This is a genomic window from Enterobacter quasiroggenkampii (assembly GCF_043972695.1).
Taxonomy (GTDB): domain Bacteria; phylum Pseudomonadota; class Gammaproteobacteria; order Enterobacterales; family Enterobacteriaceae; genus Enterobacter; species Enterobacter quasiroggenkampii.
In genome coordinates, this window is sequence record NZ_CP143745.1 from 983,617 (window position 1) to 998,898 (window position 15,282).

General features: G+C 54.4%; 9 protein-coding genes, 2 tRNA genes and 3 rRNA genes. 7 read left to right on the forward strand and 7 right to left on the reverse strand.

Features of this window, described 5'->3' with window-relative positions; translation table 11 throughout:
- Positions 1–44: 44 nt before the first annotated feature.
- The 4 genes from V1572_RS04675 (at position 45) to rrf (ending at position 5,020) form a co-directional block, all read left to right on the forward strand.
- A 16S ribosomal RNA gene (locus V1572_RS04675) occupies positions 45–1,586 on the forward strand.
- 85 nt (positions 1,587–1,671) lie between these two features.
- Positions 1,672–1,747, forward strand: a tRNA-Glu gene (locus V1572_RS04680).
- Positions 1,748–1,929: 182 nt separating this feature from the next.
- Positions 1,930–4,833: ribosomal RNA gene (locus tag V1572_RS04685) — 23S ribosomal RNA — on the forward strand.
- A 71-nt stretch (positions 4,834–4,904) separates the two neighbouring features.
- A 5S ribosomal RNA gene (rrf, locus tag V1572_RS04690) occupies positions 4,905–5,020 on the forward strand.
- The 16S, 23S and 5S rRNA genes sit together here with 1 tRNA gene alongside, the layout of an rRNA operon.
- Before the next feature lie 214 nt (positions 5,021–5,234).
- On the opposite strand, the gene V1572_RS04695 is transcribed toward rrf, so the two are convergent.
- The 6 genes from V1572_RS04695 to aspA form a co-directional block, all read right to left on the reverse strand.
- A tRNA-Phe gene (locus V1572_RS04695) sits at positions 5,235–5,310 on the reverse strand.
- A 127-nt stretch (positions 5,311–5,437) separates the two neighbouring features.
- Positions 5,438–6,013, reverse strand: coding sequence for a transcriptional regulator (locus V1572_RS04700; RefSeq protein WP_021240733.1), 576 nt, complete (start codon positions 6,011–6,013; stop codon positions 5,438–5,440).
- Positions 6,014–6,062: 49 nt separating this feature from the next.
- A complete protein-coding gene (locus V1572_RS04705) occupies positions 6,063–7,754 on the reverse strand; it encodes a protein-disulfide reductase DsbD (protein ID WP_395299736.1) in 1,692 nt (563 codons plus the stop codon).
- Positions 7,730–8,053, reverse strand: a complete 324-nt coding sequence (gene cutA, locus V1572_RS04710; RefSeq protein WP_395299737.1) for a divalent cation tolerance protein CutA — start codon at positions 8,051–8,053, stop codon at positions 7,730–7,732. Before cutA ends, V1572_RS04705 begins: the two co-directional genes overlap by 25 nt.
- Before the next feature lie 113 nt (positions 8,054–8,166).
- Positions 8,167–9,468, reverse strand: coding sequence for an anaerobic C4-dicarboxylate transporter (locus V1572_RS04715; RefSeq protein WP_024907357.1), 1,302 nt, complete (start codon positions 9,466–9,468; stop codon positions 8,167–8,169).
- Between the two features lie 115 nt (positions 9,469–9,583).
- Positions 9,584–11,020, reverse strand: coding sequence for an aspartate ammonia-lyase (aspA, locus tag V1572_RS04720; RefSeq protein ID WP_003855923.1), 1,437 nt, complete (start codon positions 11,018–11,020; stop codon positions 9,584–9,586).
- A gap of 335 nt (positions 11,021–11,355) precedes the next feature.
- Between aspA and V1572_RS04725 the strand changes: the two genes are divergently transcribed.
- The gene (locus tag V1572_RS04725) at positions 11,356–11,820 is read left to right on the forward strand and encodes an FxsA family protein (RefSeq protein ID WP_023616652.1); all 465 of its coding nucleotides are present in this window, start codon (positions 11,356–11,358) and stop codon (positions 11,818–11,820) included.
- 36 nt (positions 11,821–11,856) lie between these two features.
- Here the strand turns inward: V1572_RS04725 and yjeH are convergent, their stop codons facing one another.
- The gene (yjeH, locus tag V1572_RS04730; RefSeq protein WP_167214336.1) at positions 11,857–13,077 is read right to left on the reverse strand and encodes an L-methionine/branched-chain amino acid transporter; all 1,221 of its coding nucleotides are present in this window, start codon (positions 13,075–13,077) and stop codon (positions 11,857–11,859) included.
- Positions 13,078–13,256: 179 nt separating this feature from the next.
- Here yjeH and V1572_RS04735 point away from each other — a divergent pair, with 179 nt between their 5' ends.
- Together V1572_RS04735 and groL are read left to right on the forward strand one after the other, a co-directional pair.
- A complete protein-coding gene (locus tag V1572_RS04735) occupies positions 13,257–13,550 on the forward strand; it encodes a co-chaperone GroES (protein WP_003855929.1) in 294 nt (97 codons plus the stop codon).
- A gap of 31 nt (positions 13,551–13,581) precedes the next feature.
- Positions 13,582–15,225 carry a chaperonin GroEL gene (groL, locus tag V1572_RS04740; RefSeq protein WP_047748209.1) on the forward strand — a complete coding sequence of 548 codons (1,644 nt, stop codon included), beginning with the start codon at positions 13,582–13,584 and terminating at the stop codon, positions 15,223–15,225.
- The last annotated feature ends 57 nt before the right edge of the window (positions 15,226–15,282 follow it).

Sequence of the window (15,282 nt, forward strand, 5' to 3'; positions counted from 1 at the left end):
CATGCGTAATTCATTACGAAGTTTAATTCACGAGCATCAAACTTAAATTGAAGAGTTTGATCATGGCTCAGATTGAACGCTGGCGGCAGGCCTAACACATGCAAGTCGAGCGGCAGCGGAAAGTAGCTTGCTACTTTGCCGGCGAGCGGCGGACGGGTGAGTAATGTCTGGGAAACTGCCTGATGGAGGGGGATAACTACTGGAAACGGTAGCTAATACCGCATAACGTCGCAAGACCAAAGAGGGGGACCTTCGGGCCTCTTGCCATCAGATGTGCCCAGATGGGATTAGCTAGTAGGTGGGGTAACGGCTCACCTAGGCGACGATCCCTAGCTGGTCTGAGAGGATGACCAGCCACACTGGAACTGAGACACGGTCCAGACTCCTACGGGAGGCAGCAGTGGGGAATATTGCACAATGGGCGCAAGCCTGATGCAGCCATGCCGCGTGTATGAAGAAGGCCTTCGGGTTGTAAAGTACTTTCAGCGGGGAGGAAGGTGTTGAGGTTAATAACCTCAGCAATTGACGTTACCCGCAGAAGAAGCACCGGCTAACTCCGTGCCAGCAGCCGCGGTAATACGGAGGGTGCAAGCGTTAATCGGAATTACTGGGCGTAAAGCGCACGCAGGCGGTCTGTCAAGTCGGATGTGAAATCCCCGGGCTCAACCTGGGAACTGCATTCGAAACTGGCAGGCTAGAGTCTTGTAGAGGGGGGTAGAATTCCAGGTGTAGCGGTGAAATGCGTAGAGATCTGGAGGAATACCGGTGGCGAAGGCGGCCCCCTGGACAAAGACTGACGCTCAGGTGCGAAAGCGTGGGGAGCAAACAGGATTAGATACCCTGGTAGTCCACGCCGTAAACGATGTCGACTTGGAGGTTGTGCCCTTGAGGCGTGGCTTCCGGAGCTAACGCGTTAAGTCGACCGCCTGGGGAGTACGGCCGCAAGGTTAAAACTCAAATGAATTGACGGGGGCCCGCACAAGCGGTGGAGCATGTGGTTTAATTCGATGCAACGCGAAGAACCTTACCTACTCTTGACATCCAGAGAACTTTCCAGAGATGGATTGGTGCCTTCGGGAACTCTGAGACAGGTGCTGCATGGCTGTCGTCAGCTCGTGTTGTGAAATGTTGGGTTAAGTCCCGCAACGAGCGCAACCCTTATCCTTTGTTGCCAGCGGTTAGGCCGGGAACTCAAAGGAGACTGCCAGTGATAAACTGGAGGAAGGTGGGGATGACGTCAAGTCATCATGGCCCTTACGAGTAGGGCTACACACGTGCTACAATGGCGCATACAAAGAGAAGCGACCTCGCGAGAGCAAGCGGACCTCATAAAGTGCGTCGTAGTCCGGATTGGAGTCTGCAACTCGACTCCATGAAGTCGGAATCGCTAGTAATCGTAGATCAGAATGCTACGGTGAATACGTTCCCGGGCCTTGTACACACCGCCCGTCACACCATGGGAGTGGGTTGCAAAAGAAGTAGGTAGCTTAACCTTCGGGAGGGCGCTTACCACTTTGTGATTCATGACTGGGGTGAAGTCGTAACAAGGTAACCGTAGGGGAACCTGCGGTTGGATCACCTCCTTACCTTAAAGAACCTGCCTTTGTAGTGCTCACACAGATTGTCTGATGAAAAGTAAATAGCAAGGCGTCTTGCGATTGAGACTTCAGTGTCCCCTTCGTCTAGAGGCCCAGGACACCGCCCTTTCACGGCGGTAACAGGGGTTCGAATCCCCTAGGGGACGCCACTTGCTGGTTCGTGAGTGAAAGTCACCTGCCGTCATATCTCAAAACTGACTTGCGAGTCATGTTTGAGATATTTGCTCTTTAAAAATCTGGATCAAGCTGAAAATTGAAACGACACATCTTAATGGTGTGTTCGAGTCTCTCAAATTTTCGCAATCAGAAGTGAAACATCTTCGGGTTGTGAGGTTAAGCGACTAAGCGTACACGGTGGATGCCCTGGCAGTCAGAGGCGATGAAGGACGTGCTAATCTGCGAAAAGCGCCGGCGAGGTGATATGAACCTTTGACCCGGCGATGTCCGAATGGGGAAACCCAGTGCAATTCGTTGCACTATCGTTAACTGAATACATAGGTTAACGAGGCGAACCGGGGGAACTGAAACATCTAAGTACCCCGAGGAAAAGAAATCAACCGAGATTCCCCCAGTAGCGGCGAGCGAACGGGGAGCAGCCCAGAGTCTGAATCAGCTTGTGTGTTAGTGGAAGCGTCTGGAAAGTCGCACGGTACAGGGTGACAGTCCCGTACACGAAAACACACAGGTTGTGAACTCGAAGAGTAGGGCGGGACACGTGGTATCCTGTCTGAATATGGGGGGACCATCCTCCAAGGCTAAATACTCCTGACTGACCGATAGTGAACCAGTACCGTGAGGGAAAGGCGAAAAGAACCCCGGCGAGGGGAGTGAAAAAGAACCTGAAACCGTGTACGTACAAGCAGTGGGAGCACCTTCGTGGTGTGACTGCGTACCTTTTGTATAATGGGTCAGCGACTTATATTCTGTAGCAAGGTTAACCGTATAGGGGAGCCGAAGGGAAACCGAGTCTTAACTGGGCGTTAAGTTGCAGGGTATAGACCCGAAACCCGGTGATCTAGCCATGGGCAGGTTGAAGGTTGGGTAACACTAACTGGAGGACCGAACCGACTAATGTTGAAAAATTAGCGGATGACTTGTGGCTGGGGGTGAAAGGCCAATCAAACCGGGAGATAGCTGGTTCTCCCCGAAAGCTATTTAGGTAGCGCCTCGTGAACTCATCTTCGGGGGTAGAGCACTGTTTCGGCTAGGGGGCCATCCCGGCTTACCAACCCGATGCAAACTACGAATACCGAAGAATGTTATCACGGGAGACACACGGCGGGTGCTAACGTCCGTCGTGAAGAGGGAAACAACCCAGACCGCCAGCTAAGGTCCCAAAGTCATGGTTAAGTGGGAAACGATGTGGGAAGGCACAGACAGCCAGGATGTTGGCTTAGAAGCAGCCATCATTTAAAGAAAGCGTAATAGCTCACTGGTCGAGTCGGCCTGCGCGGAAGATGTAACGGGGCTAAACCATGCACCGAAGCTGCGGCAGCGACACTATGTGTTGTTGGGTAGGGGAGCGTTCTGTAAGCCGTTGAAGGTGTGCTGTGAGGCATGCTGGAGGTATCAGAAGTGCGAATGCTGACATAAGTAACGATAAAGCGGGTGAAAAGCCCGCTCGCCGGAAGACCAAGGGTTCCTGTCCAACGTTAATCGGGGCAGGGTGAGTCGACCCCTAAGGCGAGGCCGAAAGGCGTAGTCGATGGGAAACAGGTTAATATTCCTGTACTTGGTGTTACTGCGAAGGGGGGACGGAGAAGGCTATGTTAGCCGGGCGACGGTTGTCCCGGTTTAAGCATGTAGGCGGAGGTTCCAGGTAAATCCGGTACCTTTTAACGCTGAGGTGTGATGACGAGGCACTACGGTGCTGAAGTAACAAATGCCCTGCTTCCAGGAAAAGCCTCTAAGCATCAGGTAACACGAAATCGTACCCCAAACCGACACAGGTGGTCAGGTAGAGAATACCAAGGCGCTTGAGAGAACTCGGGTGAAGGAACTAGGCAAAATGGTGCCGTAACTTCGGGAGAAGGCACGCTGATATGTAGGTGAAGCCCCTGCGGGTGGAGCTGAAATCAGTCGAAGATACCAGCTGGCTGCAACTGTTTATTAAAAACACAGCACTGTGCAAACACGAAAGTGGACGTATACGGTGTGACGCCTGCCCGGTGCCGGAAGGTTAATTGATGGGGTTAGCGGCAACGCGAAGCTCTTGATCGAAGCCCCGGTAAACGGCGGCCGTAACTATAACGGTCCTAAGGTAGCGAAATTCCTTGTCGGGTAAGTTCCGACCTGCACGAATGGCGTAATGATGGCCAGGCTGTCTCCACCCGAGACTCAGTGAAATTGAACTCGCTGTGAAGATGCAGTGTACCCGCGGCAAGACGGAAAGACCCCGTGAACCTTTACTATAGCTTGACACTGAACACTGGTCCTTGATGTGTAGGATAGGTGGGAGGCTTTGAAGTGTGGACGCCAGTCTGCATGGAGCCGTCCTTGAAATACCACCCTTTAATGGCTGGTGTTCTAACGTAGACCCGTGATCCGGGTTGCGGACAGTGTCTGGTGGGTAGTTTGACTGGGGCGGTCTCCTCCCAAAGAGTAACGGAGGAGCACGAAGGTTAGCTAATCCTGGTCGGACATCAGGAGGTTAGTGCAATGGCATAAGCTAGCTTGACTGCGAGAGTGACGGCTCGAGCAGGTGCGAAAGCAGGTCATAGTGATCCGGTGGTTCTGAATGGAAGGGCCATCGCTCAACGGATAAAAGGTACTCCGGGGATAACAGGCTGATACCGCCCAAGAGTTCATATCGACGGCGGTGTTTGGCACCTCGATGTCGGCTCATCACATCCTGGGGCTGAAGTAGGTCCCAAGGGTATGGCTGTTCGCCATTTAAAGTGGTACGCGAGCTGGGTTTAGAACGTCGTGAGACAGTTCGGTCCCTATCTGCCGTGGGCGCTGGAGAATTGAGGGGGGCTGCTCCTAGTACGAGAGGACCGGAGTGGACGCATCACTGGTGTTCGGGTTGTCATGCCAATGGCACTGCCCGGTAGCTAAATGCGGAAAAGATAAGTGCTGAAAGCATCTAAGCACGAAACTTGCCCCGAGATGAGTTCTCCCTGAGACTTTAAGTCTCCTGAAGGAACGTTGAAGACGACGACGTTGATAGGTCGGGTGTGTAAGCGCAGCGATGCGTTGAGCTAACCGATACTAATGAACCGTGAGGCTTAACCTTACAACGCCGAAGCTGTTTTGGCGAAGAGACGAACAATCAAAATTCAGCCTGATACAGATTAACAGAATTTGCCTGGCGGCTTTAGCGCGGTGGTCCCACCTGACCCCATGCCGAACTCAGAAGTGAAACGCCGTAGCGCCGATGGTAGTGTGGGGTCTCCCCATGTGAGAGTAGGGAACTGCCAGGCATCAAATAAGAAGAACCCCGTACCGTAAGGTGCGGGGTTTTTTGCTTTGTGCGTCAGAAATCATGCCGGATGGTTTTGTAGGCCCGGTAAGCGCAGCGCCACCGGGCATGGCAGACCGCACGATCCCACGGTAAAAAGAAGCAAGAATACTAAAGAAGGGATTTATAAACGCAGAAAAGCAAAAACCCAGCCATAGGCTGGGTTCTTTAAATAGTGGTGCCCGGACTCGGAATCGAACCAAGGACACGGGGATTTTCAATCCCCTGCTCTACCGACTGAGCTATCCGGGCAACGGAGCGCATTAAACCGCAATCGCGCCTTATCGTCAACATTATTTCGGGAAAAGCTGTTCAATTGCTTAACTTTGCGGCAATCTGATGGTTTACGCGTCGAATAGGGCAAATTTAACAGGCTCGCTTACGTCAATGCCCCACCCATACGGCACTGAGCAAAGCGCAGAATATCTTCCGCCAGTCGGTGCGCCGTATCCACGTCGGCCTGGCTACGGTTCACCAGCATGCGGCTCAGGCAGCCCTCCAGCACCAGCTCCATCTGTTTCGCCACCATTGCCGGGTCATCCACTTCAAGACGGGTCAGCAGCTCGTGAGTGAAGTCATGCGCTGCCCGTTTTTGCTGATCCGCCAACTGGTGGACAGGATGGTCGGGATCGGGATAGAACGTACAGGCCGCAATAAACAGGCAGCCCGGATAGCGGTTGTTGCTGACACATTCCGTCAGGGCGGTATAGCGCGCCAGCAGCTTTTGTTCCGCAGTCAGTTCTTCATTCAGCATCAGTTGCCTGCGCCAGATATCAACCTGCTGGCTGAGATAGCGTAGAGCATCATAAACGAGCGCCTCTTTATCCGGCCAGAAGCGCTTAAGATCATCCAGGGGGTAATCGATACGGTCGGCTACCATCTCAAGCGTGGTGCTGGCGATCCCATAAATCTCAAGTAATTGCAGGGCTTGTCCCAGTACGTCTTCGCGTTGCACGGTTGTCTCCTCCGCTATTCCCAACGGTGTGTTACGTTTACAGTGTTGTTTACGGTTGGCGATTGCGCAAATGCGCGCTGAATACCGCGGCATCCATAAAGCCGGTTACACGCTGTTCTGGCTGCTCCTGTCCCTGTTGATTGAAGAACAGGATGGTTGGCAGCCCGAGCACGTTAAGCTGCTTCAGCAGAGCCTTATCCTGCGCATTATTGGCGGTTACATTCGCCTGGAGCAGAACAGTCTCTTTCAGGGCGTTTTGTACCTGAGGATCGCTAAAGGTGTATTTTTCAAACTCTTTGCAGGCGACGCACCAGTCGGCATAGAGATCGAGCATCACCGGCTTGCCTTTTGCCTGCGCGAGCGCGCTGTTGAGCTCATCAACGTTCTTAATCTGGATGAAGTTCAGATGCGCCTGCGTCTGGCCGACCGGCGAGCCGAACGCCCAGTCCTGAAGAGGACGCACGCTCACCAGCGCGGCGGCGAGCAGGAGGATTTGCACCAGGCGCATCCACGCTTTTTTCGCCCCCAGACTGACGATAAACGCCCAAGAGAAGAACGCTACGCCGAGCATCGCCCAGAGGCGAGTGCCCCACACGTCACCCGTAATACGTTCCAGCAGGAACACCGGCAGCGCCAGAATGACAAAACCAAACGCGGTTTTCACCGTCTCCATCCACGGGCCGCTCTTCGGCAGAAGTCGATTGCCGAAAACCGTAACCAGAATCAGCGGCAGGCCCATGCCCAGCGCATAAAGGTACAGCGTACCGCCGCCAAGCCACAGATTGCCGCTCTGGGCAATATAGAGCAGGATGGCGCTCAGCGGTGCGGTGGTGCAAGGGGAGCAAATCAGTCCGGCGATGGCCCCCATCATAAACACGCCGCCTGCCGAACCACCCTGCTGGCGATTACTCATCAGCGTTAAGCGGGTTTGCAGAGCTGACGGTAACTGCAGCGTGAACAGGCCAAACATCGACAGTGCCAGCAGGATAAATATCGCCGACAGGCCAATCAGCACATAAGGGTGCTGAAGTGCGGCCTGGAACTGCAACCCGGCAGCGGCGACCACAAGGCCGAGTGCCGTGTAGGTCAGCGCCATACCCTGCACGTAAATAAAGGCCAGCAGCAGCGCGCGGGCGGTGGAAAGGCGCTGTTTGCCGCCCAGCACAATCCCAGAGATGAGTGGATACATCGGCAGCACGCACGGCGTAAAGGCAATGCCGATACCGATCAGCAAGGCCCACAGCGCGGAGAACGGAAGGTCAGCGGGAGCTTCACGCTTCTCGCCTGAAGGAAGAGGGGGAACCGTGGCAGAGGCTTTCACTTCACTAAGCGGAACCACCTTTGTTTCAGGCGGATAGCAGAATCCGGCATCCGCGCACCCCTGATAGGTCACCGTCAGGGTCGCACCTTTATCCGCCTGATTCACCGTAACAGGCACGCTCAGGTGCTGGCGATAGATTTCGCTTTTGCCGTAAAACTCATCTTCATGCCACTCGCCAGAGGGCATCTGTAAAGCGCCCACGCTGGCCTGAGCAGGCGTAATGCTTACCTGCTTGCGATAGAGGTAATAGCCCTCTTTCACCTGCCAGTTAAGCGTAAGGTCATGCTGGTTTTGCTGAAAATCGAAAACAAACGCCCGATCGGCAGGAATGAAGTTCGAACGGCCGGGCGCGTCAAACAACCCGGCAAATACTGATGAGCTGCACAGCAGCAGGATCAGCGTAAGGAAGCGTTGAGCCATGAGAGATAGTCGTTATCGCCATGAACCACTGGCAGGACCAGCAGCTCCGGGGTTTGGTAAGGATGATGAGATTTGAGGCCGTCCAGGAGTGCCTGCTGATTCGCCAGATTGGTTTTGAGCAACATCTGGACTTCGTACTCTTGCTCCAGCTTACCTTCCCAGTAGTAAAGAGAGGTCGCGCCGGGGAGGAGCGTGACGCAGGCTGCCAGTTTTTCGGCCAGCACTTTGGCGGCGAGATCCTGGGCAGAGGCTTCATCAGGGGCGGTACACAGTACGACAACGGCATCAGGCGTGTTCACAAGTCGACCTCCTCATCACGAAAGGTTTCACTATATCACGCAAGGCGGTTGGTCATTAATGAAACGGGCCGCAGAGCGGCCCGATTTTAACTATTTTTACAACCGGGAACGGTTTACAGCACCACGCCACCGATGATAAAGCCGAGGATCACGCAGAGTGAAATGGCGACCACGCCCGGGATCAGGAACGCATGGTTAAACACATACTTACCGATACGGGTTGAGCCGGTGTCGTCCATCTCAACGGCCGCCAGCAAGGTTGGGTAGGTAGGCAGCACGAACAGGGCAGAAACAGCAGCAAACGAGGCGATAGCGGTTAACGGGGTGACGCCCAGCATCAGAGCCGCAGGCATCAGCGCTTTGGTGGTCGCTGCCTGAGAGTAAAGCAGGGTAGCCGCAAAGAACAGCACGACCGCCAGCAGCCATGGGTAGTTATGCAGCAGGTCGCCTGCTACGGTCTGAATGTCGCTAATGTGCGCTTTCACGAAGGTATCACCGAGCCACGCCACACCCAGCACGCACACGCAGGCGCTCATACCGGATTTGAAGGTGCTGGCGTTCAGCACTTCGCTGGTATCAATTTTACAGGTGATGCTAATCAGCGTTGCGATGGTCAGCATGAACACCACAATCGCTTCGTTACGAGGCAGGACCGGGTTCTGGATCAGCCCCACGGTATCGCTGATGGCGGTCGCATAGAACATGACGGCGACAATCCCAATCAGGAACAGCAGCACGGAGCGTTTCGCATGTGGCTTCAGTTCGAAGACCTGGCTGCCGCGCAGGCTCACTTCACCTTTTGCCAGACGCTCCTGATAAACCGGGTCGTCTTTCAGTTCAGCGCCGAGGAAGTTACACAGCACGGCGGTAATCATCACCGCAATCAGCGTCACCGGGATACAGATCGCCAGCAGCGTCAGGTAGCTCACGCCCATCGGCTCCAGGATACCGGCGAAGAAGACCACCGCCGCGGAAATCGGCGAGGCGGTAATGGCGATCTGGGACGCGACGACGGCAATAGAGAGCGGACGCGACGGACGGATACCCTGTTCTTTCGCCACTTCGGTAATCACCGGTAACGTGGAGAAAGCGGTGTGGCCAGTACCGGCGAGAATGGTCATAAACCAGGTCACCAGCGGAGCAAGGAAGGTAATGTATTTAGGGTGGCGGCGTAGCATGCGCTCCGCCAGGCTTACCAGGTAGTCCATACCGCCTGCCACCTGCATGGCGGCAATAGCGGCAATAACAGCCATGATGATTTCGATAACGTCGAACGGGATAGCGCCGGGTTTAATCTGAAAGATAAGGGTAAGAACAAGCACTCCAAGACCGCCGGCAAAACCGATGCCGATACCCCCGAGTCGTGCTCCCAAATAAATCGCCAACAAGACGATGACGAGTTCTGCTCCAAACATAAGGACCTGCCTTGCTTATTAACAAGTTGATATTGAATTGTTGTATTTTGGTAACGCCTAAAAAGAAAAAAGGCACGTCACAAGTGACGTGCCTTAAGAAGCCTAGCCTGAACGGTTACTGTTCGCTTTCATCGGTATATCGTTTCGCTTTATATGCCGGGTGCATCAGGTTTTGGGCCGAGAAGATATCGTCCAGCTCGGCTTCGGTCAACAGCCCGCGCTCCAGCACCACTTCACGCACGCTCTTACCGGTTTCGGCACAAATCTTACCGACGATGTCGCCGTTGTGGTGGCCGATGAACGGGTTGAGGTAGGTGACGATCCCGATGGAGTTATAGACATAACCTTCACAGACTTCTTTATTCGCCGTGATGCCGTTAATGCATTTTTCCAGCAGGTTGTAGCAGGCATTGGTCAGAATGTGGATAGATTCAAACATCGCCTGGCCAATTACCGGCTCCATCACGTTCAGCTGCAGCTGACCCGCTTCAGAGGCCATGGTTACGGTCGTATCGTTACCGATGACTTTAAAGCAAACCTGATTCACCACTTCTGGCACGACCGGGTTCACCTTGGCCGGCATGATGGATGAACCCGCCTGCAGTTCTGGCAGGTTGATTTCATTCAGGCCAGCGCGCGGACCGGAAGAGAGCAGGCGCAGGTCGTTACAGATTTTGGACAGTTTCACCGCCAGACGTTTCAGCGCGCTGTGTACCATGACGTAGGCGCCGCAGTCGGAGGTCGCTTCAATCAGGTCTTCTGCAGGCACAACCGGCAGGTTGGACACTTCAGCCAGCTTCTGTACCGCCAGTTGCTGATAGCCATCCGGGGTGTTCAGACGCGTACCGATAGCGGTGGCGCCCAGGTTCACTTCCAGCAGCAGCTCGGAGGTACGCAGCAGGTTTTTGGTCTCTTCGTTCAGCAGTACGTTAAACGCGTGGAATTCCTGACCGAGGGTCATCGGCACCGCATCCTGCAGCTGGGTACGACCCATTTTCAGAATGTCCTGGAACTCAACCGCTTTACGCTGGAAGCCATCGCCCAGCTGGTTGATCGCATCCACCAGTTTCACCACGGAGGCATACACCGCAATACGGAAGCCGGTTGGGTAGGCGTCGTTGGTGGACTGGCATTTGTTGACGTGGTCGTTCGGGTTCAGGTACTGGTATTCACCTTTCTGGTGACCCATCAGCTCCAGGCCAATGTTTGCCAGTACTTCGTTGGTATTCATGTTGACGGAGGTGCCCGCGCCGCCCTGATAGACGTCAACCGGGAACTGATCCATGCATTTGCCGTTGTTCAGCACTTCATCGCAGGCCGCGATAATCGCATTTGCCGCGCTTTTAGGAATGGTTTGCAGCTCTTTGTTGGCCAGGGCTGCGGCTTTCTTCACCATCACCATGCCACGAACAAACTCAGGGATGTCACTGATTTTGCTGTTGCTGATGTAGAAGTTTTCAATCGCTCTCAGAGTGTGGACACCGTAGTAGGCATCCGCTGGAACTTCCCTGGTACCCAACAAGTCTTCTTCGATACGAATGTTGTTTAACATGTGAACCTTCTTTTCAAGCTGCCGATGGATTGTACTAAACACACAGTATTTATGTGGTTTTGAATATTTTCTGGCCGACGATTATTCCCTCAATCAGCCAGATGCTCGAGATCATATGCTGATGATAGCGAATTGCCGTAAGCTGGATCACTTATTATCGAGCCGATTCCATGATAATTATTAATCTGTGAAATGGGTCACCGCTTTAATATTTCCAAAAAAAATATCCGTGCAAACTGATTGAATTTTCGCTAACCGTCACCATCTCATACAAACGCGCGTCGCGAACACATTCAGACAGGGGCCCGATGGCCTCTGCCACACAGGAGATGCCAGTGCGCTGGATACCGTTTATTGCTTTCTTTCTCTATGTTTACATTGAGATTTCCATTTTCATCCAGGTTGCCCATGTGCTGGGCGTCCTGCTGACGTTGATTCTGGTGATTTTCACCTCCGTCATCGGCATGTCGCTGGTGCGTAATCAGGGTTTCAAAAATTTCCTGATAATGCAGCAGAAGATGGCCGCAGGCGAAAGCCCGGCGGAAGAGATGATCAAAAGCGTGTCGTTGATTATTGCGGGGCTGCTGCTGATTCTGCCAGGGTTCTTCACCGACTTCCTCGGCCTTCTACTGCTTCTTCCGCCGGTGCAAAAGCACCTGACCATGAAGCTGCTGCCGCATCTGCGCTTTAGCCGTATGCCCGGCGGTGGGTTCAGCACCGGGCCAGGCGACACGTTTGAAGGGGAATATCAGCGTAAGGATGAACAGCACGACCGTCTGGATCACAAAGACGATCGGTGATTTTGTTGCCCGGTGGCGCTTCGCTTGCCGGGCCTACTAAAGCGCCAGCCACAACACCGCCAGCATGACGATGGCATACATGCTCTTCCATCCCACCATCGCCAGCAACAGCAGGCACAGCAGCCCCCCAACAACCGCCAGTGCTTTATAACGGCCTTTCAGCAAACGGCAGCCCGCCAGCATACACAGCAGGTAGATCATAATAAAAATGCCGTTGGCATAGACGAGCAGCGTATCCAGATTGATCTTCAGGGCGTAAATGCACAGCGTACTCAGCACGCAGCAGCCCAATACAGCATTCAGGGCATTCAGCGGCAGCTGGCGTTTAGACAGGCGCGCGAGGCGGTTATCAGGTTTATCCAGCGCCTGCGACCACACCAGACGGGCAAAGCTCTGGATATAAATGTTGAGGCTAGCAAAACAGGCCAGATAGCCGATGACGCAGGCGATCCACAGCGCCTTCACACCAAACAGTTCAACCACGATGCCTGGCAGCGATGCCGCGGCGGCGAGATCCGCGCCGAACGCGTGGAAGTGCAACACCAGCACGGTACACGCCCAGTAGACCGTACCCGCCAGCAGCAGGCCGATCATCAGCGCGCGGGGGAAATCACGTTCAGGTTGCTTAAATTCCGACGCCAGATGGGCAAAGGCTTCCAGACCGACAAAACACCAGAACATGACGGAGAGCGCGGCAAAAAGCTGCGCGTGGTCGACGTCTGTTACCGCCGGGAAGGGAATCTCCTTTACGGTGATATCGCCCGCCCACCAGATAGCGGCCACAAGCGCGACAATCAGCACTGCAACCAGCGTCTGCAGGTTGGCGCTGGAGCTGGCGCCGCGTGAGCCCACCCACCAGACGATAGCCAGCGTCCCCAGCTCGGCCAGCAACAGCTGCTCGTGATGCCAGCCAAACAGCGCCTGCCCAAAACCTGTCGCAATATGCAGCGCCGCCGGGAGGCCAACCGGAATGACGGAGAGAAACAGCCAGCCGGTCACTCGCTCCAGCCGTGCGCCAAAGGCCAGGCCGACAAAGTGCGCCACGCCGCCCGCGCTGGGAAAATGCCGCCCCAGGATGGCAAACACAATGGCTATCGGGAAAACCAGTACAATCAACACCGGCCACGCCCACAGGCTGTTATTTCCTGCCACCAGCGCCGCCAGTGCGGGTACGGCAAACACGCCCGTACCTAACAAGGAGGTTGAGAGCAGGCCAACGCCCTGCGCCAGCCCCAACTCCTGCTTGAGTCCACTCATTGACATCGCCCTGCCAATACCAAAAGAGAGGCGATGGTAACACTTTCGCAAATTTTTTTTTCAACTCCCCCTTGAAGGGGTAAAAAGCTATCCCCATCTCTCAGGGCACTAGTCGGAAAACCGCATGCGGGCCGGCGTCATCCATAACTGATAATGACTTTCTCAAAGGAGAGCTATCAATGAGTATTCGTCCGTTACATGATCGTGTGATCGTCAAACGTAAAGAAGTTGAAACCAAGTCTGCTGGCGGCATCGTTCTGACCGGTTCTGCAGCAGCCAAATCAACGCGTGGCGAAATCATCGCTGTCGGTAAGGGCCGCATCCTGGAAAACGGAACTGTGCAGCCGCTGGACGTTAAAGTTGGTGACATCGTAATTTTCAACGATGGCTACGGCGTGAAATCCGAGAAGATCGACAATGAAGAAGTGTTGATCATGTCCGAGAGCGACATTCTGGCAATTGTTGAAGCGTAATTTACGCACGAGAATTTGAGGAAATAAGAACATGGCAGCTAAAGACGTAAAATTCGGTAACGACGCTCGTGTAAAAATGCTCCGCGGCGTAAACGTACTGGCAGATGCAGTTAAAGTGACCCTGGGCCCGAAAGGCCGTAACGTAGTGCTGGATAAATCCTTCGGCGCGCCAACCATCACCAAAGATGGTGTTTCTGTAGCACGTGAAATCGAGCTGGAAGACAAGTTCGAAAACATGGGCGCGCAGATGGTGAAAGAAGTTGCCTCTAAAGCGAACGACGCTGCAGGCGACGGTACCACCACCGCGACCGTTCTGGCGCAGGCGATCATCACCGAAGGTCTGAAAGCCGTTGCGGCGGGCATGAACCCAATGGATCTGAAACGTGGTATCGACAAAGCTGTCGCCTCCGCTGTTGAAGAACTGAAAGCGCTGTCCGTACCGTGCTCTGACTCTAAAGCCATTGCTCAGGTAGGTACCATCTCCGCTAACTCCGACGAAACCGTGGGTAAACTGATCGCGGAAGCGATGGATAAAGTCGGTAAAGAAGGCGTGATCACCGTTGAAGACGGTACCGGTCTGGAAGACGAACTGGACGTGGTTGAAGGTATGCAGTTCGACCGCGGTTACCTGTCCCCATACTTCATCAACAAGCCAGAGACTGGCGCTGTTGAGCTGGAAAGCCCGTTCATCCTGCTGGCTGACAAGAAAATCTCCAACATCCGCGAAATGCTGCCAGTGCTGGAAGCCGTTGCGAAAGCAGGCAAACCGCTGGTTATCATCGCTGAAGACGTTGAAGGCGAAGCGCTGGCGACCCTGGTGGTTAACACCATGCGCGGCATTGTGAAAGTGGCTGCGGTTAAAGCACCTGGCTTCGGCGATCGCCGTAAAGCGATGCTGCAGGATATCGCTACCCTGACTGGCGGTACCGTCATCTCCGAAGAGATCGGTATGGAGCTGGAAAAAGCGACCCTGGAAGACCTGGGTCAGGCGAAACGCGTTGTGATCAACAAAGACACCACCACCATCATCGATGGCGTGGGTGAAGAAGCCGCTATTCAGGGCCGTGTTGCTCAGATCCGTAAGCAGATCGAAGAAGCGACTTCCGATTACGACCGTGAAAAACTGCAGGAGCGCGTAGCGAAACTGGCAGGCGGCGTTGCGGTAATCAAAGTCGGTGCTGCGACCGAAGTTGAAATGAAAGAGAAAAAAGCTCGCGTTGACGATGCCCTGCACGCGACCCGTGCTGCGGTAGAAGAAGGCGTGGTTGCAGGTGGTGGCGTTGCGCTGGTGCGCGTTGCCGCTAAACTGGCTGGCCTGACTGCTCAGAACGAAGACCAGAACGTGGGTATCAAAGTTGCGCTGCGCGCAATGGAAGCCCCTCTGCGTCAGATCGTGTCTAACGCCGGTGAAGAGCCATCTGTAGTGGCGAACAAGGTTAAAGCGGGCGAAGGTAACTACGGTTACAACGCTGCAACCGAAGAATACGGCAACATGATCGACTTCGGTATCCTGGACCCAACTAAAGTGACCCGTTCTGCTCTGCAGTACGCGGCCTCTGTTGCTGGTCTGATGATCACCACCGAGTGCATGGTGACCGACCTGCCAAAAGGCGATGCGCCTGACTTAGGTGCTGCTGGTATGGGCGGCATGGGCGGAATGGGCGGCATGATGTAATCATGTTGTTCTGAACCTCTCAGAACGAACCCCGGGCAGAAATGCCCGGGGTTTTTT